The following is a 26,171-nucleotide window of genomic DNA, read 5'->3' as shown; positions in this document are numbered from 1 at the left end:
CCCACCGGCGATACAGGCATGAAGGACTAAGGCGCATGGCAGGGACACAGCAGGGAATGGCAATATGAGCGGGGGTATCGCGATGACCCCTGCATCGTCGGGGGGCGATGCGGGGGCGGCCGGGTGGTCGCGGTTGCAGATCTTGGTCGTGCTGCTCTGCGCGCTGATCAATGCGCTGGACGGCATGGACGTGATGATCATCGCCTATGTGGCACCGGCGCTCGCCACCGACTGGCAGGTGAGCGTGCAGGCGCTGGGCGTGCTGTTCAGCGCGGGCCTTGTCGGCATGATGATCGGCTGTATCGTCGTGGCGCCCTTCGCCGATATCTGGGGCCGGCGACCCACCATTTTGCTGGCGCTGGTGCTGATGACCGTCGGCGCTCTGGGCTGCGGCCTTGTCGGCGGATTATGGAGTTTCGCCCTGATGCGGGTCGTGACCGGCATCGGCATCGGCACGCTGTTGGCGAGCATCGCGGCGCTGGTGAGCGAATATGCGCCGGCCGGTCGCCGATCGCTGGCCATCGGTATCTTTCAGGCCGGTTATCCGGTCGGTGCGGTGCTGACGGGCCTTGTTGCGATCCTTTCCATCCCCGCCTTCGGCTGGCAGGAAACCATGCTGGGCGCCGGTATCATCAGCGCGATCCTGATCCCGCTGGTGTGGATATGCCTGCCGGAATCCGTCAATTTTCTGGAGACGCGCCAGCCCGCAGGGGCACTGGAGCGGATCAACGATCTGCGCGGCAAGCTGGGGCGACCGGCTCTGCCCTATCTTGCCGAACGGCCCGCGACTTCTGCCCTGCCGCGCATGGGTGATCTGCTGACGCAGGGGCGCTGGCGATCGACGCTGACTCTCTGGAGCGCGACCTTCCTGAGCTTCGCCGTGCTCTATTTCATCACCAGCTGGATTCCCAAGCTGGCGGTGGAGCGGGGCCTCGATCAGGGCGACGCGATCTGGGCAGGCAGCATATTCAACCTGGGTGGCGTGGCCGGTGGCCTGCTGATCGGGTGGCTGGCGATCCGTCGGCCGATCGGGGCACTGATCGGGCTGTTCTTCCTTGCCTGTGCGGCGCTGATGATCCTGTTCACGGCGTCGCTGCCGCTGGCGCTGCTGCTGTGCGTCGCCTGTCTGCTGGGCATGACGTTGCAGGGCGGGTTCAGCGGTTTCTATTCGCTGGCGGCGCAAGTCTATCCGACATCGGTGCGCGGTGCGGGGATCGGCTGGGCGGTCGGCATCGGCCGGGGCGGCGCGGTGATCGGCCCGATGGCCGGCGGCCTGCTGCTGGGCGCGAAATTGCCGCTGTGGCTGGTCTTCACCTGTTTCGCGGTGCCGCTGTGCATCGCCGGCGTGCTGGCCGCCATCACGCTGCGTATCGGAGGAAATATCATCCATGACTGACATGGCTGTCCTGTCGACGCCAACCGTCGTGCCCGCCAGCGCATTGCTGGCCGGTCCCCAAAGCGCATGGCTGGGACAGTGGAGCCGCTTTGCCGTGGAGGCCCGGTCCATGGCCTTGCCCGATGGCGTGATCGACCGGGCAAAGCTGGTGCTGCTGGATTCCATCGGCGCCATGGCCGGTGGCATGCAGGAACCCGAAGTGCAGGCGCTGGTCGAGGCAGAAGCAACAGCTGAAGGCGTGACGCTGATCGGGACCGGCCGCAAGGCACCACAGACGATGGCGGCCTTCGTCAACGGCGTGGCCGGAACGACGCTGGAACTGGACGAGGGCAATCAGTTTGCGCGCGGCCATCCCGGCATCCATGTCGTCCCGGCATTGCTGGCGGCGGCGCGTGGGGATCAGAGCGGCGAGACGCTGCTGCGCGCGCTGGTGCTGGGCTATGAGATCGGATCGCGGATCGGCATCGCGTCGAAGCTGCGCGTCACCATGCACCCGCATGGCACATGGGGCACGGTCGGTGCGTCGGTCGGCGCGGCCAGTCTGGCGGGCGCTGATGAGGGTGCGGTCGCCAATATCATCAATATCGCCGCCAATCTGTCGCTGGCGACCAGCCGGCGCACGATGCTGGAGGGCGCGACCGTCCGCAACTGCTTCTCGGGCCTGTCCAACCAGCTGGGTCTGATGGCGAACACGCTGCACCGGTCGGGCTTCGTGGGCGAGCGGGATGCGGTAGCAACCGTTTATGACAGCATCGTCGCCGATGATTTCCAGCCGGACGAGATGGTGGCGGAACTGGGCGAGCGCTGGGAAATCGCGCGCAACTATTTCAAGATGCACGCGGCCTGCCGCTATACTCATGCTGCGCTGGATGTCGTGACCGGCCTGATGGCCGAGCATGCCATCGATCCCGCGCATGTATCCGACATACAGGTCGATACCTACTGCTGGGCGGCGCAACTCGACCATCCCGCGCCGGGTACGATGCTGGCGGCGAAATTCTCCATTCCCTTCGCCGTGGCGACGACTTTGGTCCATGGCGCGGCGACGCCCGACGCCTTCCGCTTGCCCGCGCGCAGCAATCCGGTCATCGCCGACCTCGCCAGCCGGGTGCAGGTACGCGAGGATGTGGGTATGACTGCCGCCCTGCCGGCCGAAAGGCCTGCCCGCGTGACCATCAGCATGAAGGATGGCCAGCTATTGTCTGGCACCGCGCGGGTCAATCGGGGCGATACCGAGCATCCCTATGGCACGGACGAGATTTTCGCCAAGTTCCATAGCCTGGCTGATCCGGTCTGGGGCAGCGAAGGGGCTGGACGCATTCGGGATGCGGTGATGGCGATCGATCAGGCGGACAGTCTGGAGGGCCTGTTGTTGCTGCTGTCGACGCCGCCTCTTTCGCACCGCGCCTGATTATAAAGAAGCAGATTGCATCATGACCCTTTTGCTGACTGACGAGATCGCCTTCGACCTTTCCTTTCCTGCCATCGTCGTGGGGGCGGGCGGCACCGGCCTTGCCGCTGCGCTGGCGTTGCGTGATGCGGGCGTCGATGTGCTGGTGATCGAACGTGATCCCACGCCGCTGGGATCGACCGCCATGTCGACCGGCCTGATCCCGGCGGCCGGTACGCCCGAACAGGCGGCAGCCGGGATTGCGGACAGCGCGGCGCAGTTCGCCGACGACATCATGGCCAAGACCAAGGGCAAGACTGATCGCGCCATGGCGCTGCGTCTGGCGGAGGAATCGGCCGATACGGTGGCCTGGCTCCGCGATAGCCATGACGTACCGCTGACGTTGGTGGATGGCTTCCTCTATCCGGGGCACAGCGCCCGGCGCATGTATGGCACGCCGGCGCGATCGGGCGGGCAGTTGATGGCGGCGATGGAGTCCGCAGCGGAACAAGCGGGCGTGATCGTGCTGACCGACGCATCGGTCGAAACGCTGCATGTCGCGAGACAGGCCATCAACGGCGTCCGTATCCGGCGGCCCGATGGCGCGCTGGAGGATATTGGCTGCGATGCGTTGATCCTTGCCTGTTCGGGCTTTGGCGGCAATGCCGATCTGATCGAACGCTGGATTCCCGAAATGGCGGGCGCCGTCTTCCATGGCCATCCCGGCAACAAGGGCGATGCGCTGGCCTGGGGTGAGGCGATGGGGGCGGGCATGGCCGATCTGTCCGCCTATCAGGGCCATGGTGGGCTGGCCGCGGGGCATGGCGTGCCGATCCTGTGGCCGCTTATCATGGAAGGCGGTTTTCAGGTCAACAAGGCGGGCGAGCGTTTCTCGAACGAAGCGGCCGGCTATTCCGAGCAGGCGGCCAAGGTCAACGCCCAGCCCGATCATGTCGCCTGGTCGATCTTCGACGATCGGTTGCACCAGCTGATGTGCCAGTTCGAGGATTATCGCGACGCGCTGGAGGCTGGCGCGGTTATTGAAGCGCCCGATGTGGCTGCGCTGGCCGCCGCCACAGGCTTGCCGCTCGACGCGCTGTCGCAGACCTTGGAGGGCGTTGCCGCCATGGTGATGGGCGAGCAGGTCGATCCATTTGGCCGCGATTTTGTCGGAAAGCCGGTGCTGGCAGCGCCCTATCGTGCGGCGAAGGTGACGGGCGCCTTGTTCCATACGCAGGGCGGGCTGATGATCGATGGCGATGCGCGCGTGCTGACGAGCGACGGCAAGCCGATGCCCAACCTGTTCGCCGGTGGTGGCGCGGCGCGGGGCATTTCCGGCCCCGGTGCCGATGGCTATATGGCGGGCAATGGCTTGCTGACGGCGACGACGCTGGGCAAGCTGGCCGGGCGCGCTGCGGCTAGCCAAATCAACGGCAATTGACGGATTCCTGATCGACGGGGCGCCAAACTGCACGCTGGCGCGCCGTCGTTTCGGGAAGGGAAGGCGAGCTGGAGACAGCCCGCCTTCCTTTTTCAGTTGGGATAGATCCACGGGCGGCTAAGGGCGTCCTTCGCCAGAAACGCCTTGATACGATCAGCTTCCAGCAGCGTCTGGCCGATCGGGTCCAGGCCCAGTAGCAAGGCGCGCCGGGCTTCCTCTGGCAGGTGGAAGGGCAGGGCGATGCCGTCGGCGCCCGTCACCTGCATCTCTTCCAGACTGATATGGATCGGCGCTGGCATCGCATCCGCCAGTTCCGTGATGTCATCGATCGCCAGCGTCACCGGCACGATGCCGTTGCGGATGCAATTGCCATGGAAGATCGGGTTGAAGGACGGGGCCACAATCGCCCGGAAGCCATATTCCGCCAGCGCCCAGGCGGCATGTTCGCGGCTGGAGCCGCAGCCGAAATTGGCACCGGACAGCAGGAATTTCGCGTCGCGATAGGCGGGCTGGTTGAGGATGAAATCGGGCGTCAGATCGCGGCTGCCCATAGCCAGATAGCGCCATCCCGCGAACAACCCTTCCTTTAGGCCTGTCTTCCCCACCGTCTTCATCTCGCGCGAGGGGATGATCGCATCAGTATCGATATTGTCGCGGATCAGGGGCGCGGCGATGGCCGTCATGCTGGTGAAAGGCGTCATAGGCTGATTTCCCTGACAGGGGCTGCTGCGATAACGCCGGCAAGGGCCGAAGCGGCAACGGTTTCGGGCGAGGCGATATGGGTCCGGGTGGACGGGCCCTGCCGGCTTTCGAAGTTGCGATTGGTGGAGGAAATGACCCGCTGCTGCGGGCCAAAACTTTCCCCCCCGGCGAAGAAGCACATGGAACAGCCCGCTTCGCGCCATTCGAACCCGGCGTCCAGGAAGATGCGGTCCAGCCCTTCGGCCTCGGCCTGCGCCTTCACCTGGCTGGAGCCGGGGACGCAGATCGCGCGCACATGGTCGGCGACATGCTGGCCCTTCAGGATCGCGGCGGCGCGGCGCAAATCGGACAGGCGGCTGTTGGTGCAGGAGCCGATGAAGGCGCCGTCGATGCGCAGGCCCGTCACCGGCTGACCCGGCGTCACATCCATATAGTCGCGCGCGCGGGCATGGGCTTCGGCGGTGTCGCGCCCGGCGACGGCCTGTGCGGTCGGGACGGGGGCGCCCAAGGCAAGCGACTGCTGCGGGCTGGTGCCCCAGCTTACCATGGGAACCACATCGGCCGCGTCGAAGCGCAGGTCGGTGTCGAAGCGGGCATCGGGATCGCTGTAGAGCGACTGCCAGCTTGCTAGTGCTGCGTCCCAGTCCACCCCCTGCGGCGCGAAGGGGCGACCCTTCACATAATCGAATATCTTCTGGTCGGGGGCGATGATGGCGGTGAAGGCGCCCAGTTCGGTCGCCATGTTGCACAGGGTCATGCGGCCCTCCGCATCCAGTGCCGATATCGCGCTGCCGGCATATTCCAGCACCTTGCCGCGCGCGCCGGCTGATCCGATCCGTGACAAGATATGCAGCGCGAGATCCTTTGCGCTGACATTGGGCTTCAGTTGCGAATCAATCATGATCCGCATCGTGCCCGGCCGCTGCACCCGCAAGGTGCCGGTGGCGAGCGCATGCTCCGCCTCGCTGGACCCAATGCCCCACGCCAGCGCGCCAAACGCGCCTTGGGTGCAGGTGTGGCTGTCGGGGCAGACGAGCGTGATGCCGGGGATCAATATGCCCTGTTCGGGCGACATGACATGGACGATGCCCTGCCGCGGATCGGTTATGTCGAACAGGTGGATGCCGGCGGCGCGCGCGCCCTGACGGGTGGCCTGAATGAAGGCGGTGCCGGTCGGCATCAGCGTCGCGTCGCCGCGACCCGGCCGCGTGTCGACGATATGGTCCATGGTGGCGAAGGCGCGTTCTGGTGCCAGCACCGGACGCCCGGCCAGCGCCAGACTTTCCAGCGCAACCCCGCCAGTCCGTTCGTGCATCAGGACACGGTCGATCGCCAGCAAGGCGGCATCGCCGTCAATATCCATGACGACATGGATGTCCCATAATTTTTCGAACAGGGTCTTGCTCATGCGGGACGACTATCTGCTGCGCTGTTCAAATGATATGTAAACATAACAATTAACCCGGTTCCCCCTCCTGCATTCATCGGCTAGGCTGGCGGCGATGACAAAAACCGCACCCTCGCCCGACATTGCCACGTCCCAACTGGTTTCCAGATCGAACGCGGTTCCGCTCTATCATCAGATATTCCTGGGCCTGCGGGATCAGATCATGCACGGCCAGCTGACATTCGGGGCACCGGTCCCGACCGAACTGGAACTGGTGGCGCAGCATGGCGTGTCGCGCATTACGGCGCGACGCGCTCTGCATGAGCTGGCCGAAAGCGGTCTGGTCGAACGCAAGCGCCGCGTGGGGACGCGGGTGGTGTACCGGACGTCCGCCGTTCCGCTGGAAGCGAATGTGGATCAGGCGGTCGAATCGCTGATCGCCTTTGGCCGCAACACGCCGGTCAAGGTGATCGACATTGTCGAGGAACCCGCACCCCGGCAGGTTGCCGACATGTTGGAGCGCCCCGAAGGCGCCATGATGCTGCGCGGGCGTCGTATCCGTCACCTTGACAAGGAGCCGCTGGGCCTGACGACCAGTTGGGTGCCGGCGGACCTTGGCGTCAAGCTGACGAAAACCTTGCTGACCAAGCAGCCAATCCTGGACCTGATGCGCGAGGCGGGGTTTGTTCCAGGTAGCGGGCGTCAGACGATATCGTCTCGCCATGCCGACCCAGAAACCGCAGTCATGCTCAATCTGGAACCGCGGGCTGCGTTGCTGCGCGTTGAACGTGTGATTTTCGACGCCAATGAAGGCGCGATCCTTTACACAATCGCGGACTATCGGGCCGATCGCTACAGGCTGAGCCTGGATTTGCATGGCGTGACGAAACCGCAACTGGGATAGCCGGCGCAAAGGGTCAGGACAGAGCGGCAGCGATCGCCGTCTCGCCCATCCCCATTTCGCGCAGCAGTGCCGCGCCATCCGCACCGGCCACGGGCAGGTCGCGACGAAGCGGAAGGCGCTCTCCGTCGATTTCGATGGGCAGGCCGGGAAGGCGGGTTTGCGTGCCGTTCGGCAAGGTCAGGTCGACCAGCCCGCCGCCCTCCACCAGATGGGGGTCGTCGAACAGGTCGGTGGGGCGGGCGATCGGGGCGAAGGGCAGGCCGGTGGCCTCCAGTCGCACGACCAGCTCCGCGCGGGACATCGACGCGAACAGGGCGCGCACGACCGGCAATATCTGCTCGCGCGCCTCGACGCGGGCATTGTTGGCGCGCAGCGACAGATCGTTCAGCAACGCGTCCAGCCCGAATGCCTCGCAGAAGCTGAGCCACTGGCCATCGCTCACGACGCCGACGAAGAGCTGCTCGTCGGCTTCGCGCGTCTGAAACACGTCATAAATGGCCCAGGCCGACAGCCGTTCGGGCATGGGCCGGGGCGCCGCACCGGTGACGGCTTCCTGCGCCATATGCTGGCCGACCAGAAAGGCGGTGGTTTCGAACAGGGCGCATTTGACCTCAGCCCCCTCACCGGTGCGGTGGCGCCGTTCCAGCGCGGCGAGAATCGCGATGACGCCGAACATGCCGCCGGTAATATCCACGACGGACGACCCTGCCCGCAGCGGGCGGCCGGACGGACCGGTCATATAGGCAAGGCCGCCCATCATCTGGGTCACTTCGTCCAGGGCCGTACGCTGTTCATAGGGGCCGGTCAGGAAACCCTTGGCCGAGCAGTAGATGAGGCCGGGATTGTCACGGCGCAGCGCTTCATAACCCAGACCCAGCCGCTCCAGTGTGCCGGGACGGAAATTTTCGACCACAATGTCCGCCGATTGCGCCAGCGCGAAGGCGGCCTCGCGCCCGGCATCGCTCTTGAGGTCAAGGCAGATGCTGCGCTTGTTGCGGTTGAACATCGGGAAATAGCCCGCGCCCGATCCCAGCAGGTTGCGGGTCTGATCACCGCCCTTGGGCTCCACCTTGATCACTTCCGCGCCCAGATCGCCCAGGATCACGCCGACCGATGGCCCCATGACCATATGCGTGAATTCAACCAGCCGGATGCCGGCGAGCGGCAATGCATCCGCGTTCATATCTTCCCCTGCAAATCATGCGATAAACGCCTATCGACAGCCCCTCATAAATTGTTATAGAAATAATACAATAGCGCGAGGGATCGGAATGTCGGAACGCATATTGATTAGTGAAGTCGGGCCACGGGACGGGCTGCAAAGCATCAGGCCCATATTGCCGACCGACGTGAAAAAGGCCTGGATCGCGGCGGAAGCGGCGGCGGGCGTGACGGAAATCGAGGTGGGCAGTTTCGTGCCCGCCAAATTGCTGCCGCAACTGGCCGACACGGCGGAGATCACCGCCTATGCGCGCACGATTCCCGGACTGACGGTGGCGGCGCTGGTGCCTAATGCGAAGGGCGCGGCCGCCGCGATCGCGGCCGGGGCGCACAAGATCACGCTGCCCTTGTCCGTTTCCGAAGCCCACAGCCTCGCGAATCTGCGCCGTAACCATGCGCAGGTGCTGGAGGAAGCACGCCAGATCGGCGCGATGATCGCCGCGCTGCCGCCGGAAGGGCGTCCGCATTTCGAAGGCAGCCTGTCGACGGTCTTCGGCTGCACGCTGGAGGGCAATATTGCCGACGGGCAGATCGGCATGCTGGCCGAGGCGCTGATGGCGTCTGGCTGCGACGAAATCGGGCTGGCCGATACGACCGGCTATGCCAATCCGGCCAGCGTCCGCCACATGGTCCGCTTCGTGCGGGGAGTCGTGGGTGATGCGGCCGTGACCGGAATCCATCTGCACAATACGCGCGGGCTGGGCCTTGCCAATGTGCTGGCCGGGCTAGAGGTCGGGCTGACCACGTTCGACAGTTCGCTTGGGGGCCTTGGCGGTTGTCCTTTCGCGCCGGGCGCCAGCGGCAACATCGTGACAGAGGATCTGGTATTCATGCTCGAATCGCTGGGTCTGTCGACCGGCATCGACATCGATCGGCTGGTCGCGGTGCGTGACATTCTGACAGGCGCTCTGCCCGATGAACCGCTTTACGGTTTCGTTGCGGAGGCGGGATTGCCGCTTGGCTTCGTTTCTAAAGGTGGCAGCATATCTCTGGAAAGAAAGGAAGAAATGGCGTGAGCGACATAGTGGGAACCCGGATGCTGTCCGACGGACGCACGGCGCGGCAGATTTTCGAAGAGGTGATGGCCAATCCCGCCCGCACGAAATTCGGCTTCGGGGAAAAGCTCGCCATCGTGAATGTCGACTTCCAGAACGCCTATACGCGGATCGACCAATATAAGACCGCGTACGAAACCGATCCGCGCCAGATCGACTATGTGAACATCATATCCGATTTGGCCCGCGCCAGGGGCATGCCGGTCATCTGGACCCATGTCGCCTATGTCGAGGATGCGGCGGATGCCGGGGTGTGGGGCACGCGGACCAATACGCCCGATTCGCTCCAGAACATCAAATATGGCAGCGACCGGCACACCTTCGACGATCGCTGCCGGATCGACCCCAGCGACATCATCTATGACAAGCGCATGCCGTCGGCCTTTTTCGAAACGCCGCTGCAAAGCCTGCTGGTCTGGCACAAGGTCGATACCGTGGTCGTGACCGGCGGCAGCACGTCGGGCTGCATTCGCGCGACCGCCGTCGATTCGCTGTCGCGCGGCTATCGCACCATCGTCCCGATCGAAACCTGCGCGGACAAGCATGAAAGCTATCATTTCGCGAACCTGACCGACCTTCAGCTCAAATATGCCGATGTCGAGCCGGTTCAGACCGTGATCGACTGGCTGGAGGCGCGCTGATGCGGGAAGGCGAAAAGGATCCGGGGCTTTACGATTTCCTGCCCTATCGCGGGCGACCGAAGATCGAATGGCCTGACGGCAAGAAGGTCGCGGTATGGGTGTCGCCGAACCTGGAATTTTACGAGATCGATCCGGCGGCCAATCCGTATCGCAAGAGCTGGACCAAGCCGCATCCCGATGTGGTAGGCTATGGCCATCGCGACTATGCCAATCGGGTCGGCCATTGGCGCATGGCGGACGTCATGAGCAAACATGGCTTTCCCGGCTCAGTCTCGCTGTCCGTCGCGCTGTGCCAGCATGTCCCCGAAGTGGTGGCGGACGCCAATGCGCGCGGTTGGGAATTTTTCAGCCATGGCATCTACAACACCCGCTATAGCTACGGCATGGATGAGGCGCAGGAACGCGCCATTATCGAGGATTCGATCCGCACCGTGCGCGATGCCACGGGACAGACGATCAAGGGCTGGCTGGCCCCGGCGCTGACCCACACCACCCGCACGCTCGACCTGATCGCCGAATATGGGCTGAGCTATACCTGCGACCTCTATCATGACGATCAGCCGACGCCGATCCATGTCGCGAACGGCAAGCTGATCTCCATGCCCTACAGCCTGGAGGTCAACGATCATTATGGCTTCTTCGTCTACAATATGTCGCCACGCGACTATGCCGACACGCTGATCCGCCAGTATGAGCGGCTGGCGGCGGAGGGCGACGAGTCCGGCACGGTCATGTGCATTCCGCTGCACAGCTATCTGATCGGACAGCCGCACCGCATCGGCCCGTTCGAGGAAGTGCTGCGCCATATCGCGCAGGATGGCCGCGCCTGGATCACGCGCAGCGGCGATATCGCCGACCATTTCATCGGGCAGGGCTATGACCGGCTGCTGGCCGACACCGCCCATCAGAGAGAGGATGCACGATGAGCCTGGACCCCGCCTATCTCACCTATCCCCGCCGTGCGCAGGGCATGGACCATGACCTCTATCCCTGGTCGAACCTGTTCGATCGCGCGCCGATCACCTGGCCCGGTGACGCGAAGCTGGCCGTCAGCGTCGTCATCTCGCTCGAATGGTTTCCGATCACGCCGTCGGACAAGCCGTTTCGCGCGCCCGGCCATATGCAGACGGCCTATCCCGACTATCGCCATTATACGTCGCGCGAATATGGCACGCGCATCGGCTTTTATCGTATGCTCGACGCGCTGGCGGCGGTCGGGGCGAAGGCCAGCGTGGCGGTCAACAGCGTCATAGCCGAGCGCTATCCCGCGCTGGTGCGGGACATAGTGGCCGCCGGGCATGAGATTGTCGCCCATGCGACCGACATGAACGCGACCATCGCCACGGGGCTTGCCGAGGAGGAGGAGCGGGCGATCATCCGCACCTCGCTCAACATGATGGAGAAGGCGACCGGCCAGCGCCCTGCGGGATGGCTCTCCATCGCCCGATCGCAAAGCTGGAACACGCCGCGCCTGCTGGCGGAGGAGGGCGTCGGCTACATGCTGGATTGGGTGAATGACGAACTGCCCTATGCGATGACCATGCCGGCCGGCGGCATCGTCAACGTGCCGCTGAACCATGAACTGTCCGATCGCCAGATCATCACCACGCAGCAGCATTCGGCCGACAGCTATCGCATCCAGATAGAGGATGCCGCCGACTGGCTGATGACGGAGGCGCAGAGTCATGGCGGCCGAATGCTGCCGCTGCACATCACGCCTTATATCATGGGCTTGCCCTATCGCATCGGGGCGCTGGAAACCTTGCTAAAGGGACTGGCCGGTAGGGAAGGGCTGGCCTTCCTGTCGACGGGCGAGATTGCCGCCAGCCTCTGATTGGACAAAAGCACTTGCGTTGCCGAATTGTATTATATTAGATACAAATAAACGGAGAAAATAATGCGCCCAGGGTATATCATCGCAGCCGCCTTGCTGGCGGTGCCTGTCGCTGCGCAGGCCCAGACCGCGCCGAACGGCAAGGTCGCCTTTGCCGCCTGCATGGCCTGTCACGGCACCAAGCCGACGGACAAGCGCATGGGGCCGACCATGGCTGGCGTCGTCGGCCGCAAGGCTGGCGGCGTGAGCGGCTATGCCTATAGCCCCGCCATGGCCAAGAGCGGCATCGTGTGGAACGAGGCGAAGCTGGACGCCTATATGGCCAACCCCAGGGGCGTCGTGCCCGGCACGAAGATGGCGTTCGGCGGCGTGCCGCAGCCCGAAAAGCGCAAGGCCATTATCGCCTATCTCAAAACGCTGCCGGCCAAGTGAGCCGCGCCATGGGGACGCCTGAAGGGCAGGATGCCGCAGAAGGCGGCACCCATATGGACAGGCGGGGCCTGCTGCGCCTCTGTATGATGGCTGCGACAGCCTATGGACTGGGCGCGGGCGGCTATCAGTTGACGCAGGCCATGGCGGAAGAGAGCGCATCCGCACTCGACGCGCGCCAGCGCAAGCTGGTGTTCGCCATTGCAGACACGATCCTGCCCGATACCGATACGCCGGGCGCGGTGAAGGCGGGCGTGCCCGACTTCATCGACCTGATGGTCAGCTATTGGCTCGACCCGGCGGAGCGTTCAGCCTTCCTCTCCGGGCTGGACGCTTTCGCGCAGGACACGATCCGCAGGCAGGGCACCAGCTTCGACATGCTCCTGCCCGCGCAGCGGCTGGACTGGCTGAAGGCGGTTCAGACGGACGCATGGTCGAAACGGGCCAAGGGCGTCGCGCCGCCCTTCTTCCTGTGGATCAAGCGGTTGACGGTGTTCGGCTATTATACGTCGGAAACCGGCGCGACCGAGGAACTGACCTTCAATCTCGTTCCCGGCGAATATCAGCCCTGCGCCCATGTCGGCGCGGATCATGCCTTTTCGATCAACCGCAGCGGGTTCGTCTTCCCCGTCGGCAATGATCCTGCGACGCTCTGAGGCTTGCCCATGACCGATACTCCCCTGTTCGACGCGATCGTCGTCGGTTCCGGCATTTCCGGCGGCATGGCCGCCAAGGAATTGACCGAGCGCGGCCTCAAGGTGTTGTTGCTCGATCGTGGCCGCCATGTCACCCATGGCGAGGATTATGTCGGTGAAGACCGGCCGCCATGGGACTGGCGCTTCCACGGCCTTGGAGACCGGCAGGCCTATGCGAAGGATTATCCGGTCCAGAGCAAGGCGCGCGCCTTTGGCGAAGGGTCCACGCAATTCTTCGTCAACGATAGTGAACATCCCTATGAAACCGACGCGGATGCGCCCTTTTCGTGGATCCGCGGCTATCATCTGGGCGGCCGGTCGCTGACATGGGGGCGGGCGACCTTCCGCCTGTCGCCGACCAATTTCAACGAGCCGGGGCAGGACGGCCATGGCAGCGCTTGGCCGATTTCCTATGACGATATCGCGCCATGGTATTCCCATGTCGAAAAATTCATCGGCGTCACGGGGCAACGTGACGGTCTCGATATCCTGCCCGATGGCGAATTCCTGCCGCCCATGCCGCTCAACTGCGTGGAGGAACATGCCAAGTCGGTGATCGAGGCGAAATTCCCCGGTCGCACCCTGATCCCGGAGCGGTCTGCGGTATTGTCGCAGGAGCATAATGGCCGGCCGCCCTGTCATTATTGTGGCCCCTGCTACAAGGGATGCTCGACCGCCAGCTATTTCAGTTCCAACGGCGTCAGCCTGCCCGCGGCAGAAGCGACCGGACGCCTGACCACCGTCACCGACGCGATCGTGGCGGGCGTGGATTATGACCCCGCAACGAAGCGGGTGACCGGCGTGCGCGTGATCGATGCGAAGACGAAGGAGCGGCGCACCTATACGGCACGGACTATTTTTCTCAATGCGTCGACCATCGGGTCGATCATGGTGCTGCTGCAATCGCGCAGCGAGGCATTTCCCAACGGCCTTGGCAATAACAACGACATGCTCGGCCGCTATCTGATGGACCATGCGATGGGCGCGGTCGTGACCGCGCGCATGCCCGGTTTCCTCGACCAGCAGCCGGTCGGCAACCGACCGGTCGGCATCTATATTCCACGCTATGAAAATCTGGGCGACCGGAAAAATCCGGCATTCCAGCGCGGCTTCGGCTTTCAGGGATCGGCCTGGCGCTCGACCTGGGCGCGCGGGGCGGAGGGCATGGAACTGGGCGCGGACCTCAAGCAGGCGATGCGCATGCCCGGCCCGTGGCATATGATGCTGGTCGGCTTTGGCGAGGCGCTGCCCAGAGCCGATAATCGTGTGACCCTGTCATCCAAGGTCGATCAATGGGGCCTGCCTTTACCCGACATCCGCCATCACTGGTCGGACAATGAAATGGCGATCGTGCGGGAAGCAGCGGCGCAGGCGGCGGAGATGCTTAAGGCTTGTGGTGGAGAGATCGTGCAATATGCCGACAAGCCGACACCGGGCGGTTTGGCGGTGCATGAGATGGGCGGCGCGCGGATGGGTAGCGATCCTGCCACGTCCGTCACAAACGCACATAATCAGGTCCACGGTATCGATAATCTCTATGTGACCGACGGCGCCTGCATGACGGCCACCGGCAACGTCAATCCTTCGCTCACCTATATGGCGTTGACCGCGCGAGCTGTCGAACATGCAGTGGCGCAGTTGGATAATACTGGTTTAAAGGCTCGGTAAATCGGAAATTTCTGAAGTTGTTAATGGGACATTTCTGCCGATCGCGCTTACTACGTGGAACGGCCGGACACGCAGAAACCTGCCGTTGGTTGAGCCGCGAAAGTCCTCTCTGCTATCTCATGGTTTGGGGATGGTCATAGTGGTCATGAAGCCCCAATTAGGGCAACCAACTAACCGAACGAAGGGATCTATTTAAAAGGGGATCTATTTTAATTGGCGACATCTCTGACGTTTTTTATCGTCACTGGCCTGCTGCACTCTTGTCACCGCCTCTTGGCATCATGCCTTCCGACCACAGCGCGTGCTCGCGCAGATCATGAACGGAAGGATGATCGTCTCCGGCTACCTGATCGGGCAGCGGCAGGTCGGATCGAAGATTCGTGTCTCGGCGCTGAAGAACTGCAGCAGGCGGGTGGCCTCTTCCACGGCGAGGCGCGAGAAAGAGCGTTCCCGTAGCGAGCCGTAGAGCAGCAGGATGCGCGGAGCCGGTTGATCCGGGCCAAGACCGCTGGCGGGACGTGCAAGCGCGAAGGTCTTGTTCAAATCAGGAAGATGATCGGGGGCGGCGAGTTCGCGCAGTCTCATGCGGGAATACCTTTCTCGTACCAGGGACGGGTCCGCTTCACCAAGGCGACGATCGACAGCATCACCGGCACTTCGACCAGCACGCCCACGACCGTCGCTAGCGCGGCGCCGGAACTGAGGCCAAAGAGACTGATGGCGGCGGCCACAGCCAGTTCGAAGAAGTTGGAGGCACCGATCAGCGCCGAAGGACCGGCGACGCACCATGCCACACCGAAACGACGGCTGAGCCAGTAGGCGATGCCCGCATTGAGATAGACCTGAAACAGGATCGGCACGGCAATCAGCGCGATCACCAAGGGCTGCCGGATGATCTGCTCGCCCTGAAAGCCGAAGAGCAGCACCAGTGTCAGCAGCAGGCTGGCAAGGCTGACTGGGCCGATGGCGGACAGGAAATGCTGGAGCCGCTTCTCATCGCCGCAAAGGAGCGCGCGGCGGAGCAGTTGAGAGATGACCACCGGGACGACGATGTAGAGCCCCACCGACAGCGCCAGCGTGTTCCACGGCACGGTGATCGATGCCACACCCAGCAGCAGAGCCACCAGCGGCGCGAAGGCAAAGACCATGATCAGGTCGTTCAGCGCGACCTGGCTCAAGGTGTAGTTCGGTTCGCCGTCGACGAGGTTGGACCAGACGAAGACCATCGCGGTGCAAGGCGCTGCAGCCAACAGGATTAGCCCGGCGATGTAGGACGACGATGCGCCTTCAGGCAGCATCGATGCGAACAGATAGCTGAGGAAAAACGTGGCAAGCAGCGCCATGGAGAATGGCTTGATCGCCCAGTTCACTACGAGGGTGACGCCGATGCCGCGCCAGTGCTGCCGGAAACTTTGGAGCGCGCCGAAATCGACCCGCAGCAGCATTGGGATAATCATCAGCCAGATCAGGCCCGCCACCACGAGGTTGACGTTGGCGATCTCCAGCGCTGCGATCGCCTCGAAGGTGCCCGGAAGCAAGTGGCCGAGACCGATCCCTACTGCGATGCACAGAGCCACCCACAGCGAGAGGTAGCGTTCGAACAGTGACATGGCCGTCAGTCCTTCCCGGAAGCGACAGGCGCGGTCGCTGTGCCGCCGCCCAAGGCGACCTGCATGTAAACCGTGTCGAGCCAACGCCCGGCCTTCCAGCCCATGCCGGTCAGGCGGCCGACATGCTCGAAACCGCAGGATTCGTGGAGCGCTACCGAGCCAGGTTCGCCGCCGCCGATAACGGCGACCATCTGCCGAAAGCCATAGGCTTCAGCTGCCTGCAGCAAAGCCTTGAGCAGCAGCTTGCCGATGCCGCCGCCGCGCCGGTCGTGCGCCACGTAGATGCTGTTCTCGCAGGCATAGGCGTAAGCTGGTCGATCGCGGAACTGCGTGGCGTAAGCGTAGCCCACCATCGCAGATCCATCACAGGTATTAAGAAACGGCCAGCCCCGCCTGGTCACCATCTGTATCTTATGTACGGTCTCGGACTCGGTCGGTGGCACCACCTCGTATGTCGCCGTGCCATTCAGGACATGATGCGCATAGATGGCGGCAATGGCCTTAGCATCGCCGATCGTTGCGCTGCGAACCGAAAGGGTCATCGCCGGGTCGTTTCCACGACTTCGCCGTCTTCCTTGACGAACGTGCTGCGCTGCTCGGTCGGCAGCAAATCCAACACTTCTTCGGAAGGACGGCAGAGCTTCACGCCCAGCGGCGACACCACAAGCGGTCGGTTGATGAGGATGGGATGCTCCATCATCGCGTCGACCAATGCCTCGTCCGTCAAGGTCTCGTCGCCGAGGCCCAGTTCGGCATAAGGCGTTCCCTTCTCGCGCAGCAGAGCGCGCGGAGTAATGCCGGCCCGCTCGATGAGCTCAACCAGCAGCGCACGACTTGGCGGCGTCTTCAGATATTCGACAACGTGGGGTTCGATGCCCGCATTGCGGATCATGGCCAAGGCATTGCGAGAGGTCCCGCAAAGCGAGTTATGGTAGATCACAATATCGATCATTATCGCCTCTTCAGCAGCAGGTCAGTTCGGCCAGCAGCGGCTCGCACAGTTCGGCGCGCCCCTGGCAGCAATCCTTGGCCAGATAGATCATCAGTCCGCGCAGCACGTCGAGGTTGGCGCGCTGGATCTGTTGGCGGCCACGCTTTTGGGAAAGCACTAGCCCGGCCTTCGTCATCACGGCCAGATGCGTCGAAAATGTGCTCTGGGTCAGCCCTGATGCCTCAACCAATTCGCCGGTCGACAGGCCATCAGGCTCATGTCGGATCAACAGCCGAAACGCATCGAGCCGTGTCGGATGGCTGAGAGCTGAGAGAATCGAGAGTGCATCATCAGTGTCCATCCATCGGAATTATCCGATGCAAATTACCTCGTCAACAAATCATCGACAATTCCCGATTCTTTAATGGTCTTGCTTGAAGGCAGGCAGGGACCAACTGCAAGTGGATGCTGGCTTTGCGAGATTGGCTCGGAGCGCGCAGCTGAAACGGAAAACCTGACCGTCTGCTCCTGGGAAGCAAAAATTGCCCCGTGAACGGCCGCAAAGGGTCGATTTCGACGGGCATCGACCGTGTTTACGGCAGTCCGCGCCGCGTTTCTAAGCTCCACCAGAAGCTCCGACGGTACGGCAAACTAAACAATCATCTTTCGACGCTGAAGGCCAGCGATCATGTATCGGTCATCTTCGAACTGGCCGACAGGCCCCCGCGCAAACGGAAGGCTTAGCACTCGTTTCCATGAAGGCTCGCATACCAATCGGCATAGCAGCCTGTGCGCGCGAGATGGCGATTGAGATCGGGCGCGCCATCGTCCCACCAGACCGGACCGCGTTCGCCAAGCGCAACCTTCGCGCGATCGACGGCCTCATGCGCGGCTGTTTCGGCAGCATGATCGGTTTTGCGCCTGGCTGCGCCGACGGCGCGGCGCGCATCCATCAGGTCCTTGACCAGGCGTTCGCGCAGCTCTGGCTCCAGCGCCGGGTTGGTGGTGCGCCAAAGCCGCCCGCGCACTACGAAATAACGTCCGTCGGGCGTGGTCGGATAGGAGCGGTCGCTCATGCCAGGCGGCCCTGGTCCGACAAGCTGCGGAAAGTGATCGACCAGCGCGGCACCTCCATAGGCGCGATGCAATGTTCCCAGGCGTGGCGCACTTCACCCGAGAGACGATAGATCGAGCGCGGCGGCAGCAAGACCTTCGCGCGCTCGAACCCGGCGGCGGTCCGCTGCCGCAGGCGCAGGACAGCCTCGCTGCCCAGCGAGATCCCCACGACATGCTCGAACACCGGCCTGTCCTTATGCCAGCCGATGCCCGCACCCGGATCATAGCGGATCAGCAGTGCCTGGACGAGATCATCTGCTGCAAGACCCGCAAAGGCAGCCGCGCGCCCTCGCACGTCAAGGAGCCAACGGGGCATCGGCTCGGCGGGCGCGAAGCGGACATGCTCGAAGTCGTAATTCCAGCCGTAGGAATAGGTTAGGCGCTTGCCGGTCCATTGCTGAAAACGGAAGGGTGTGAGGTCGGTGTCGTCGATTTGCGCTATGAGGGCAGCTTCCTGCGCTTTGGTCAGCATGTCTTCACGCATCGCCAGGCCAGGAACGGCAGCTGTGTCGAACAGATCGAACATCGGGTTCATCCAAGCCATCGCATGGCGGCGCAGGGGGCGATCGGGTTCATGTCTCTCCTAGTCATATAGGGTCAGCTGCCACCGATTGCAGGGGCGCAGCCGTTTGCGGCAGGCCGCCTCGGGTCCGCACCTGCCGGACAATCCCGTTATAGGCCGCGTGCATGCCCTGGCTCCGGCCGATCTCATGATCGGACCCTGCCGCATCCCAAAAGGCCACCAGCCACTCGTCCGGGCAATAACCGCGCAGCACCCAGAGCGCGAGTGCGACCCCACGCGTGCGCGCCTGGTCTTTCATGGCCGCTGCCTCGCGCAGGACATCGAGTGCGCGCAAGATCGTTCCTGCAGGACTTGCCGTCATATCAGCGGAAATCATGGCTGCGGATGGGCAGGACATCATCCTGTGAGCCACGTGTCGTGAACAGCGGTGAGGACAATGTGCGACCGCTGGGGAACGCCGGGTCGCGCGGATCGGGACCACCCCCATGCGAGGCGCCGTCGCCCCGGCCCGGTGCAACGGTAAAGTCCATCCGTCCGATCGAGCGCAGCATCGCATCATGATCGACGATGCGGTCGCAGATGATGTGAATGACCTCGCCTTCTTTCTGCAGCCGCCCGCGCATGGCGATCATCGAGGCCGACATGACCTGGCGGCGATAGGTCTCGAACCGATCAGGCCAGAGGATCCCCTGCGCGACGCCGGTCTCGTCCTCGATGGTGACGAACAGCACGCCCTTGGCGGAGCCGGGCCGCTGGCGCACAAGGATGACGCCCGCCACCTCGATGTTGCACCCGTCGCGGATCGAATGAAGGTCGCCGCAGCGTACGATCCGCATGGCGTCGAGTTCGGCGCGCAGGAATTGCAGCGGATGGCCGCGCAGCGAAAGTTGGGTCGAGCGATAGTCCTCCACCACTTCGCGGCCAGCGCTCATCGGGGTCAATGCGACATCGGGTTCCTGTCCCTCGGCCGAGAAGTGACCGGCGCGGGCATCGGCCGCGGCGAACAGGGGCAGGGGCGTTTCGCCCAGACCCTTCACCTTCCACAGCCCCTGCCGCCGATCCTGCGCCAGGCAATGAAATGCGTCAGCTTCGGCCAGGCGCTCGATCGCGGCGCGCGGCACTCTGGCGCGGCGCCAGACATCCTCGACGCTTTCATAAGGTGCAGGGCCGCGGACGGCGGCGATGCTGGCGCCATGACCATTGGCGAGCCCGCGCACACTACGCAGTCCCAGACGCACCGCCATATAGCGCCCGCGTGTCTTCTCGAGCGTGCAATCCCAATGGCTGTGGTTGATCGAAACCGGCCGCACTTCGACCCCATGATTGCGCGCGTCCCGAACAATCTGCGCGGGCGCATAAAAGCCCATGGGCTGGGCATTGAGCAGCGCGGCGCAGAACACGTCGGGATGATGATATTTCATCCAGCAGGAAGCATAGGCGATCTTGGCAAAGGACGCGGCGTGGCTTTCAGGAAAGCCGTAGCTGCCGAACCCCTCAATCTGCTTGAAAGTGCGCTCGGCAAAGTCCTTCGAATAGCCGTTGGCGATCATCCCGCCGACGAGCTTGTCGTAGAAATGGCTGACCCCGCCGGTAAGCTTGAACGTCGCCATTGCGCGGCGCAGTTGATCGGCCTCGACCGGCGTGAATCCTGCGCCCACGATCGCGACTTTCATCGCCTGTTCCTGGAAGAGCGGGACACCCAGCGTCTTTTCGAGCACGGCGCGAAGCTGCGGCTTGGGATATTCGGGCTTCTCCTTGCCTTCGCGTCGGCGCAGATAGGGATGGACCATATCACCCTGGATCGGTCCGGGGCGAACGATCGCGACCTGGATGACAAGATCATAGAATTCGCGCGGCTTCATGCGCGGCAGCATCGACATCTGTGCCCGACTCTCGATCTGGAAGGTGCCCAGCGTATCGGCCTTCTGAATCATGCCGAAGACCAGGGGATCATCATCCTGAAGATCCGACATGGTCTTCCTGATGCCTTTGTCCTGGTCCAGCAGGTTAAAGGCGCGGTTCATGCAGCCGAGCATCCCCAGGCCCAGCACATCGACCTTCATGAACTTCAAGGCATCGATATCATCCTTGTCCCATTCGATGATCTGCCGGTCTTCCATGCGCGCAGGCTCGATCGGCACCAGATCGTCGAGCCGGTCCTGTGTCAGGACAAAGCCGCCGGGATGCTGGGAGAGATGGCGCGGCGTCCCGATCAGCTTGCGAGCAAGATCGAGGGTGAGCTTGAGGCGATGATCCTGCGCATTCAAGTTGAGGCTCTCGATCTGCTCTTGGGGAATGCCGTCCATAGACCAACCCCAGACGAGGCCGGTCAGCATCTTGGTGAGATCACGCGGCAGGCCGAGCGCCTTGCCCACCTCGGCGACCGCACCGCGCGTGCGGTAGCGGGTGACGACAGCCGTTAACGCCGAGCGGTCGCGGCCGTAGCTATCGTAAATCCACTGGATGATCTGTTCGCGTCGCTCATGCTCGAAATCGACGTCGATGTCGGGCGGTTCGCGCCGCTCGCCCGAGACGAAGCGCTCGAACAGAAGCTCATGCTGGATCGGATCAATGGATGTGACGCCAAGCAGATAGCAGACGCAGCTATTGGCGGCCGAACCGCGCCCTTGGCACAGGATGCCGCGCCGTCGGCTCTCGGCAACGATCGAATACACGGTCAGGAAATAGGGGGCATATTCAAGCTCAGCGATGAGCTTTAGCTCATGGTCGATCTGCTTGCGGTATCGCCAGGGCACGCCATCGGGGAATTTGGCCATTGCCGCCTGCTCCGTAAGCGCGGCCAGGGCTTCCTGGGCAGTGCGACCCTGCATCACCTGCTCGTAGGGATATTGATACTGGATTTCGCCGAGGTTGAACGTACATTGAGCGGCGATATCGGCGCTCGCCTGGATAGCGTCGGGGAAGGCGGCGAAGCGGCGCTCCATCTCGGCGGGGGATTTGAGATCCCGGTCCATGAACCGCTCGCGCCGGAAACCTAGTTCATCTATGGTGCAGCGCTCGCGGATCGCGCTCACCACGTCCTGCAGCGGTCGTCGCTCGCTACTGTGGTAGAGGATGTCGCCGGTAGCGACGGCGCGAACACCATGTTTGTGGGCCAGTGCATCCAGCCGGTGCAGGCGATCGGCATCATCGGAGCGGCGGCGCAGCGATAGCGCGCAGAAGCCTCGCGGACCGAAGGCGGCATGCACATCGCGCAGCTGGCCTGCTGTCACTGCGTCCGGCATGTCGGGCACGAGGATCGCGACCATATCCTCGGCATGGGCCGTGACGTCCGCCCAGTCGAGGATGCAGCAGCCCTTGCCGCCGCGCGCCTTGCCGATCGAGAGCAGGCGCGTCAACCGCGACCAGGCAAGACGGTTTTGTGGGTAGAGCAGCAGTGCATGTCCCTCGGCCAGATCGACGCGGCTGCCCGGGATCATGCGGACGCCCGTTGCCTTTTGACCCGCCCAGCCGCGCACAACACCTGCCACCGAACTGCGATCGGCCAAAGCCATGGCCCTGTGCCCCAGGAGCGCCGCCGCCGAGAACAGCTCCTCTGGCGACGACGCGCCACGCAGGAAGGAGAAGTGGCTGGTCACCTGCAGTTCGACATAGCTGGTCGCAGGAATCAGGGGCGCGCTCATCCGAACAACCCGTGCATGTGCCAGCTTAAGTCCCCGGTGTCGGGATCGACGCCATCGCCACGCCGGAACAGCCAGAAGCGCTCGCCGCCTTGCGCCTCAACCCGGAAATAGTCCCGCACCGTCCATTTTTCCCGATCGGTGCGCCACCATTCGCCATGGATGCGCTCGGGGCCATCACCTGCCACAACCCGATAAGCCTGCCACCGCCAGGTGAAGCGGCGCGGCGGGTGATCCGGCATGAGGGCGACGACATTGGATAGCGGTTCGGGCCGGCGCAGCAGCCGGACCGGGCGCTTCCAACCCGGCCAGCCTGTCGGCGCGTGCAATGGTGCAATGCGCATTATGGCGCGTTCGGGCACATCGCTCTCATGGGAAGTGAGACGAAACATCGCCGCTTCTCCGGCGCGCGCGCTCAGCTGGTCGACAAGCGGGGCAAGATCACGTCCCTTGCGCGACGTTTCCAGCAATGCGCCGACCGCTTCTGCGCCAAGCGGCTCGTGATGGGCCACAACCATATGCATCGTCTCGATGCCGAGGCCGAGCTCCAGTTGCGCAAGCCGGAGGCCGAGCATGCGCTTCAAGTGCCGGGCGTCCCTTGTTGCGCGCGACGCGCCGACCACCAGACGCTGGGGCTCGCCATCCACACGGACCGCTGTGAGCAGGACCGTGCGCGCACCGATGCCGCGCTGAAGGAGCACGACCACGAGATCATCGACAAGGTCGGAAATGACCTGGGTGATGCTTTCAGGCGTTCCGATTGGCTCGAGCAGATGACGGGTTACAAGCGGTGTGTCCGTCGGCACGACCGGAATGATGGGTTCGGCAATCAGGCCGCGCGCCTGATCCAGCCGCTCGACCGTCCTGAGGCCGAGCCGCCGGGCAAGCGGCCCACGCGGCATGGGGTAGAGATCGGCGATGCGCTCCAGACCGAACCGGGCTGCCGAGACCAGGGCTTCTGGCTCGAGGCGCAAAGCTGCAAGCGGCAGATCGGCGAGAGCCTGCGCTTCCTGTCCTGCTGGAAGGAGCACCATATCGCTGCTGCCAAACCGCGCCAGCGCATGCGCGGCGCCAGGCGTTGCGGCAATGGCAATCCGAGCGGTCAGGCCGAAGCGTTTGAGGAACGCCAACAAGCGGCGACAAAAGCGCTCTTCGCCACCAAACAGGTGCGTAGTACCGGTGAGGTCGAGCCAAAGGCCATCCTCGCCAGACACGCTGGCGGTGGGCGTCCAGTGCCGGACGGCGTGGAGCGCCAGCCGGTCGAGAAGCGCCCGGTCCGCGTCCAGATCTGCGTCCTGCACGTCAAGATCGGCCACCAGCGCGCGGGCGTGCGCCGCGGCCATAGCGGGGCGCAGCCCAAGATCGATCGCTACGGGGCAGGCTGCGGTAATGACATCGCGCTGTCCCGTCCGCAGGACGAGCACGGTGGGGCGTCTCCAGAGCGTTGCCCAGCTCAGCGACGGCGTGGATGTCGTGCCACCCCCTTCATCGGAAGGCATCGCCTTGAAGGGATGCTCGGCATGTTCGTTGCGGCGCCCCATCTCGCGCATGGTAGGCCGCTGATGCGCGGGCAGCGCGTCGAGTTCCGCCTGGCTCGAATGCCCGCTGATGGCCCCGTCGCGTGCCCATCGTGCGCCCGGCCGCCATCCGCCACCATGCGGTACCGAGCAGGCGCCTGGATCATCGTCGATGGTGCCGACAAAGCGCGGCTGCAGGGCCGCCTCAGGCGGCGCGGCTGATCGCGTCATCCCGCGCATCCGTTCGACGCGGCGGAGCCGCTCGATCGCGAGATGGGGCAGGAAGAGCGAGGCGACCCTGGGCATCGCACGCCTCCAGTTCGAGAGAAAAGGGATCGCCATTGCGCTGTCGCACTAGTTCGACCTGCCAGCGCGCACGGCCGACGCCCGGCCAAGGCAGGCGCTCCGATGGCATGCAGCTGATCCGCCAGCGTGTCATGGCGGAGGATGGCGAGGAGAGGGGGCAACGGTCGCGCGTCCGGTAACGGCGGTAGAGCAGCATAGGGGTCTGCCCGTCCGACGCGGCCAACTGCAGCCGCCGGGTTGCGGTCATGTCTGCGGACTTCACCTCAGCAATCACGCATGCAAGTGATCCATCGCGCAGCGCATCCTCAGCGATGGCAAGCACGTCCACATCCTTGCGGCCCTGAGCGTAGAGTAGCTTTGCAGGCCCGATACCAACCTGCTCCAGTCCCGGCGCATAAAGATCGAAGTCTGTCATGGCCCAACACACGGTCTGGCCGACTTCAGCCGCGAAGCGGGCAGCTATACCGGCGAGGAACAGCGTGGCGGCGGCATCGTCAGTAAGGCTCGATGATCCAGCGGCGATCTCATGCAGCCCCCCGCCATCCAAGCCGCCGCTTGCCAATCGGTCATCCATGCTGCCGATGCCGAAGGACAGGCTTGGGATCGACAGGGTGCGCGTCTGCACCACCGCTTCGCGCAGCCTGGCAACAGTGTCGATCGCCGGCGAGGCGAGGAGGGGAGAGGGCGCAAGCATGGGAACATCGACTCATCTGTTCCCTTTATGTTCTACTTACTCGCCAGATTCGTCAAGACGACAATTTTGCGCTCATGCGCCTTTGGTTAGTTGCCTTGGTGGAAGCCGCCAGCATGTGCTGAGTCGCGTGGTCTCGCTCACCTGCAAAGAAGCATTGCAGAATCTGGTCGATTACAGATGAAGCCTCTGCCGCCTCGAACAGGGTGAGGGATGACCGCAGCTTCATCGCGTCTGTAGGTCCGAAAATAGCGACAGGATCACGCGCCTTGAGCACGGCCACGGCTTCGACACAGGTCTGATAGCGGGACCCGAGTAGAGGATGGGCGAGATAGGCCTGCGCCTCATCAAGCGAGGCGATGCCATAATGCCGGGCCATCACACTATAGCCAAGCCCGCGCAGTTGGGGGAAGATAAACCACATCCAGTGCGAGCGCTTGTGACCGGCGCGGATCTCGGCAAGCGCAGTATCGAAGACGCCGGCCTGCGCATCGACGAAGCGATTGAGATCATGCGCGCTCACAGGACCAGCGTTCCCTGGGCTGGCGGCGTGCCATACACCTGGGTGACCGGTAGGCTATGTTGGGGCAGCCAGCGTAGCACTTGCCTGGCCGGCACGGTCGGATCGAGCCAGTCAGCCCATTGGTCGCGCGTCAAGGGAATGATCTGCCGGTGATGATAGGGGGCAACATCTGGGCCTGCATCCATGGTGAGCATGGTGAAGGCCTCACCTGCCGGGCTCTCACGCCAGATGCCGGCAATACAGAACCAGCGGTGGTCGGCCATCGTGAAGAGCCATTTGTCCAGCCGCTTCTGCTTTGGCTCGATCGGGTCGGTGAACTCGTAGAAGCCATCGGCAAGAATCAGGCAGCGGTGTGACGAGAAGTCCCGGCCTTCACTACGAAAATTATAGACCGGCTTGCCCTTGGGTCCTGGCCATCCCCAGCGGCGATTGATTAACTCGGCTGATCCGCGTGGGCCTTGGGTCCCCCGTACGATCGGCGCCATGTCAGTGATGCGGATATCTTCGCGGGCGGCGACATTAGGCGCGCCTTCCGGCATCTTGATCTTGA

General features: G+C 63.6%; 26 protein-coding genes and 1 pseudogene. 11 read left to right on the top strand and 16 right to left on the bottom strand.

The genetic code is table 11. From position 1 onward, the window contains the following. Positions 1 to 64 precede the first annotated feature (64 nt). From BMX92_RS15155 to BMX92_RS15145, 3 genes are read left to right on the top strand one after another with little or no spacing between them, the layout of a single operon-like run. Complete coding sequence (locus BMX92_RS15155) at positions 65 to 1,396, top strand: MFS transporter (RefSeq protein ID WP_093017981.1); 1,332 nt, start codon at positions 65 to 67, stop codon at positions 1,394 to 1,396. Next, positions 1,389 to 2,807: an MmgE/PrpD family protein gene (locus BMX92_RS15150; protein WP_218145791.1), complete on the top strand. Its 1,419-nt coding sequence runs from the start codon at positions 1,389 to 1,391 to the stop codon at positions 2,805 to 2,807. Before BMX92_RS15155 ends, BMX92_RS15150 begins: the two co-directional genes overlap by 8 nt. A gap of 22 nt (positions 2,808 to 2,829) precedes the next feature. Further along, positions 2,830 to 4,227, top strand: coding sequence for an FAD-dependent oxidoreductase (locus tag BMX92_RS15145; RefSeq protein ID WP_093017977.1), 1,398 nt, complete (start codon positions 2,830 to 2,832; stop codon positions 4,225 to 4,227). Between the two features lie 92 nt (positions 4,228 to 4,319). Here BMX92_RS15145 and leuD read toward each other — a convergent pair whose 3' ends face one another. Both leuD and BMX92_RS15135 read right to left on the bottom strand, forming a co-directional pair. Further along, positions 4,320 to 4,928, bottom strand: a complete 609-nt coding sequence (gene leuD / locus BMX92_RS15140) for a 3-isopropylmalate dehydratase small subunit (protein ID WP_093017975.1) — start codon at positions 4,926 to 4,928, stop codon at positions 4,320 to 4,322. Continuing rightward, entirely contained in the window at positions 4,925 to 6,337 is a 1,413-nt protein-coding gene (locus BMX92_RS15135; protein ID WP_093017973.1) for a 3-isopropylmalate dehydratase large subunit, read from the bottom strand. The genes leuD and BMX92_RS15135 overlap by 4 nt, the downstream gene beginning before the upstream one ends. A gap of 94 nt (positions 6,338 to 6,431) precedes the next feature. Between BMX92_RS15135 and BMX92_RS15130 the strand changes: the two genes are divergently transcribed. Continuing rightward, positions 6,432 to 7,220 (top strand): GntR family transcriptional regulator, encoded by a 789-nt coding sequence (locus BMX92_RS15130; RefSeq protein ID WP_093017971.1) that lies wholly within the window; start codon positions 6,432 to 6,434, stop codon positions 7,218 to 7,220. 13 nt (positions 7,221 to 7,233) lie between these two features. Here BMX92_RS15130 and BMX92_RS15125 read toward each other — a convergent pair whose 3' ends face one another. Continuing rightward, on the bottom strand, positions 7,234 to 8,403 hold the full coding sequence (locus BMX92_RS15125; RefSeq protein WP_093017969.1) for a CaiB/BaiF CoA transferase family protein: 1,170 nt from the start codon (positions 8,401 to 8,403) through the stop codon (positions 7,234 to 7,236). Positions 8,404 to 8,491: 88 nt separating this feature from the next. Between BMX92_RS15125 and BMX92_RS15120 the strand changes: the two genes are divergently transcribed. The 7 genes from BMX92_RS15120 (at position 8,492) to BMX92_RS15090 (ending at position 14,763) form a co-directional block, all read left to right on the top strand. Continuing rightward, on the top strand, positions 8,492 to 9,457 hold the full coding sequence (locus BMX92_RS15120; RefSeq protein ID WP_093017967.1) for a hydroxymethylglutaryl-CoA lyase: 966 nt from the start codon (positions 8,492 to 8,494) through the stop codon (positions 9,455 to 9,457). 20 nt (positions 9,458 to 9,477) lie between these two features. Further along, complete coding sequence (locus tag BMX92_RS15115) at positions 9,478 to 10,137, top strand: isochorismatase family protein (RefSeq protein ID WP_093017965.1); 660 nt, start codon at positions 9,478 to 9,480, stop codon at positions 10,135 to 10,137. Next, positions 10,137 to 11,063, top strand: a complete 927-nt coding sequence (locus BMX92_RS15110; RefSeq protein ID WP_093017963.1) for a polysaccharide deacetylase family protein — start codon at positions 10,137 to 10,139, stop codon at positions 11,061 to 11,063. Before BMX92_RS15115 ends, BMX92_RS15110 begins: the two co-directional genes overlap by 1 nt. Beyond that, positions 11,060 to 11,971 carry a polysaccharide deacetylase family protein gene (locus BMX92_RS15105; RefSeq protein WP_093017961.1) on the top strand — a complete coding sequence of 304 codons (912 nt, stop codon included), beginning with the start codon at positions 11,060 to 11,062 and terminating at the stop codon, positions 11,969 to 11,971. The genes BMX92_RS15110 and BMX92_RS15105 overlap by 4 nt, the downstream gene beginning before the upstream one ends. Before the next feature lie 63 nt (positions 11,972 to 12,034). Then, positions 12,035 to 12,403, top strand: a complete 369-nt coding sequence (locus BMX92_RS15100; protein WP_256213446.1) for a c-type cytochrome — start codon at positions 12,035 to 12,037, stop codon at positions 12,401 to 12,403. An 8-nt stretch (positions 12,404 to 12,411) separates the two neighbouring features. Further along, positions 12,412 to 13,056 carry a gluconate 2-dehydrogenase subunit 3 family protein gene (locus BMX92_RS15095; RefSeq protein WP_143066801.1) on the top strand — a complete coding sequence of 215 codons (645 nt, stop codon included), beginning with the start codon at positions 12,412 to 12,414 and terminating at the stop codon, positions 13,054 to 13,056. 9 nt (positions 13,057 to 13,065) lie between these two features. Then, a complete protein-coding gene (locus BMX92_RS15090) occupies positions 13,066 to 14,763 on the top strand; it encodes a GMC oxidoreductase (RefSeq protein WP_093017955.1) in 1,698 nt (565 codons plus the stop codon). Positions 14,764 to 15,040: 277 nt separating this feature from the next. Here BMX92_RS15090 and BMX92_RS15085 read toward each other — a convergent pair. The 13 genes and pseudogenes from BMX92_RS15085 to BMX92_RS15025 all read right to left on the bottom strand — a co-directional run. Then, positions 15,041 to 15,348: pseudogene (locus tag BMX92_RS15085) on the bottom strand (NAD(P)H-dependent oxidoreductase); the annotation flags it as partial. Then, a complete protein-coding gene (arsB, locus tag BMX92_RS15080; RefSeq protein ID WP_093017953.1) occupies positions 15,345 to 16,373 on the bottom strand; it encodes an ACR3 family arsenite efflux transporter in 1,029 nt (342 codons plus the stop codon). The pseudogene BMX92_RS15085 and the gene arsB, both read right to left, overlap by 4 nt. 5 nt (positions 16,374 to 16,378) lie before the next feature. Next, entirely contained in the window at positions 16,379 to 16,915 is a 537-nt protein-coding gene (locus BMX92_RS15075) for a GNAT family N-acetyltransferase (protein WP_093017951.1), read from the bottom strand. Next, the gene (gene arsC, locus BMX92_RS15070) at positions 16,912 to 17,325 is read right to left on the bottom strand and encodes an arsenate reductase (glutaredoxin) (protein WP_093017949.1); all 414 of its coding nucleotides are present in this window, start codon (positions 17,323 to 17,325) and stop codon (positions 16,912 to 16,914) included. The genes BMX92_RS15075 and arsC overlap by 4 nt, the downstream gene beginning before the upstream one ends. A 10-nt stretch (positions 17,326 to 17,335) precedes the next feature. Then, the gene (locus BMX92_RS15065; RefSeq protein WP_093017947.1) at positions 17,336 to 17,665 is read right to left on the bottom strand and encodes an ArsR/SmtB family transcription factor; all 330 of its coding nucleotides are present in this window, start codon (positions 17,663 to 17,665) and stop codon (positions 17,336 to 17,338) included. Between the two features lie 379 nt (positions 17,666 to 18,044). Further along, positions 18,045 to 18,380 carry a hypothetical protein gene (locus BMX92_RS15060; RefSeq protein WP_093017945.1) on the bottom strand — a complete coding sequence of 112 codons (336 nt, stop codon included), beginning with the start codon at positions 18,378 to 18,380 and terminating at the stop codon, positions 18,045 to 18,047. After that, on the bottom strand, positions 18,377 to 18,946 hold the full coding sequence (locus BMX92_RS15055; protein ID WP_218145790.1) for an alpha-ketoglutarate-dependent dioxygenase AlkB: 570 nt from the start codon (positions 18,944 to 18,946) through the stop codon (positions 18,377 to 18,379). The genes BMX92_RS15060 and BMX92_RS15055 overlap by 4 nt, the downstream gene beginning before the upstream one ends. A gap of 61 nt (positions 18,947 to 19,007) precedes the next feature. Further along, complete coding sequence (locus BMX92_RS15050; RefSeq protein ID WP_143066800.1) at positions 19,008 to 19,277, bottom strand: hypothetical protein; 270 nt, start codon at positions 19,275 to 19,277, stop codon at positions 19,008 to 19,010. 28 nt (positions 19,278 to 19,305) lie between these two features. Next, entirely contained in the window at positions 19,306 to 22,587 is a 3,282-nt protein-coding gene (locus tag BMX92_RS15045; protein WP_093017939.1) for an error-prone DNA polymerase, read from the bottom strand. Beyond that, a complete protein-coding gene (locus BMX92_RS15040) occupies positions 22,584 to 24,407 on the bottom strand; it encodes a Y-family DNA polymerase (RefSeq protein WP_093018120.1) in 1,824 nt (607 codons plus the stop codon). Before BMX92_RS15040 ends, BMX92_RS15045 begins: the two co-directional genes overlap by 4 nt. Then, positions 24,307 to 25,101 carry an ImuA family protein gene (locus BMX92_RS15035; protein WP_093017937.1) on the bottom strand — a complete coding sequence of 265 codons (795 nt, stop codon included), beginning with the start codon at positions 25,099 to 25,101 and terminating at the stop codon, positions 24,307 to 24,309. Before BMX92_RS15035 ends, BMX92_RS15040 begins: the two co-directional genes overlap by 101 nt. A 52-nt stretch (positions 25,102 to 25,153) precedes the next feature. Further along, positions 25,154 to 25,621: a DUF1810 domain-containing protein gene (locus BMX92_RS15030; protein WP_093017935.1), complete on the bottom strand. Its 468-nt coding sequence runs from the start codon at positions 25,619 to 25,621 to the stop codon at positions 25,154 to 25,156. Continuing rightward, on the bottom strand, positions 25,618 to 26,160 hold the full coding sequence (locus BMX92_RS15025) for an SOS response-associated peptidase family protein (protein WP_093017933.1): 543 nt from the start codon (positions 26,158 to 26,160) through the stop codon (positions 25,618 to 25,620). Before BMX92_RS15025 ends, BMX92_RS15030 begins: the two co-directional genes overlap by 4 nt. Positions 26,161 to 26,171 lie beyond the last annotated feature (11 nt).

The organism is Sphingobium sp. YR768 (assembly GCF_900111125.1).
Classification (GTDB): domain Bacteria; phylum Pseudomonadota; class Alphaproteobacteria; order Sphingomonadales; family Sphingomonadaceae; genus Sphingobium.
The sequence above is the reverse complement of the archived record's forward strand: the minus strand, read 5'-3'. Positions and strand labels throughout refer to the sequence as shown.

Bases quoted from the DNA above. Each gene is read 5' to 3' on its own strand.
- BMX92_RS15155 (WP_093017981.1), top strand. From the start codon at position 65: ATGAGCGGGGGTATCGCGATGACCCCTGCATCGTCGGGGGGCGATGCG.
- BMX92_RS15150 (WP_218145791.1), top strand. From the start codon at position 1,389: ATGACTGACATGGCTGTCCTGTCGACGCCAACCGTCGTGCCCGCCAGC.
- BMX92_RS15145 (WP_093017977.1), top strand. From the start codon at position 2,830: ATGACCCTTTTGCTGACTGACGAGATCGCCTTCGACCTTTCCTTTCCT.
- leuD (WP_093017975.1), bottom strand. From the start codon at position 4,928: ATGACGCCTTTCACCAGCATGACGGCCATCGCCGCGCCCCTGATCCGC.
- BMX92_RS15135 (WP_093017973.1), bottom strand. From the start codon at position 6,337: ATGAGCAAGACCCTGTTCGAAAAATTATGGGACATCCATGTCGTCATG.
- BMX92_RS15130 (WP_093017971.1), top strand. From the start codon at position 6,432: ATGACAAAAACCGCACCCTCGCCCGACATTGCCACGTCCCAACTGGTT.
- BMX92_RS15125 (WP_093017969.1), bottom strand. From the start codon at position 8,403: ATGAACGCGGATGCATTGCCGCTCGCCGGCATCCGGCTGGTTGAATTC.
- BMX92_RS15120 (WP_093017967.1), top strand. From the start codon at position 8,492: ATGTCGGAACGCATATTGATTAGTGAAGTCGGGCCACGGGACGGGCTG.
- BMX92_RS15115 (WP_093017965.1), top strand. From the start codon at position 9,478: ATGCTGTCCGACGGACGCACGGCGCGGCAGATTTTCGAAGAGGTGATG.
- BMX92_RS15110 (WP_093017963.1), top strand. From the start codon at position 10,137: ATGCGGGAAGGCGAAAAGGATCCGGGGCTTTACGATTTCCTGCCCTAT.
- BMX92_RS15105 (WP_093017961.1), top strand. From the start codon at position 11,060: ATGAGCCTGGACCCCGCCTATCTCACCTATCCCCGCCGTGCGCAGGGC.
- BMX92_RS15100 (WP_256213446.1), top strand. From the start codon at position 12,035: ATGCGCCCAGGGTATATCATCGCAGCCGCCTTGCTGGCGGTGCCTGTC.
- BMX92_RS15095 (WP_143066801.1), top strand. From the start codon at position 12,412: ATGGGGACGCCTGAAGGGCAGGATGCCGCAGAAGGCGGCACCCATATG.
- BMX92_RS15090 (WP_093017955.1), top strand. From the start codon at position 13,066: ATGACCGATACTCCCCTGTTCGACGCGATCGTCGTCGGTTCCGGCATT.
- arsB (WP_093017953.1), bottom strand. From the start codon at position 16,373: ATGTCACTGTTCGAACGCTACCTCTCGCTGTGGGTGGCTCTGTGCATC.
- BMX92_RS15075 (WP_093017951.1), bottom strand. From the start codon at position 16,915: ATGACCCTTTCGGTTCGCAGCGCAACGATCGGCGATGCTAAGGCCATT.
- arsC (WP_093017949.1), bottom strand. From the start codon at position 17,325: ATGATCGATATTGTGATCTACCATAACTCGCTTTGCGGGACCTCTCGC.
- BMX92_RS15065 (WP_093017947.1), bottom strand. From the start codon at position 17,665: ATGGACACTGATGATGCACTCTCGATTCTCTCAGCTCTCAGCCATCCG.
- BMX92_RS15060 (WP_093017945.1), bottom strand. From the start codon at position 18,380: ATGAGCGACCGCTCCTATCCGACCACGCCCGACGGACGTTATTTCGTA.
- BMX92_RS15055 (WP_218145790.1), bottom strand. From the start codon at position 18,946: ATGTTCGATCTGTTCGACACAGCTGCCGTTCCTGGCCTGGCGATGCGT.
- BMX92_RS15045 (WP_093017939.1), bottom strand. From the start codon at position 22,587: ATGAGCGCGCCCCTGATTCCTGCGACCAGCTATGTCGAACTGCAGGTG.
- BMX92_RS15040 (WP_093018120.1), bottom strand. From the start codon at position 24,407: ATGCCCAGGGTCGCCTCGCTCTTCCTGCCCCATCTCGCGATCGAGCGG.
- BMX92_RS15035 (WP_093017937.1), bottom strand. From the start codon at position 25,101: ATGCTTGCGCCCTCTCCCCTCCTCGCCTCGCCGGCGATCGACACTGTT.
- BMX92_RS15025 (WP_093017933.1), bottom strand. From the start codon at position 26,160: ATGCCGGAAGGCGCGCCTAATGTCGCCGCCCGCGAAGATATCCGCATC.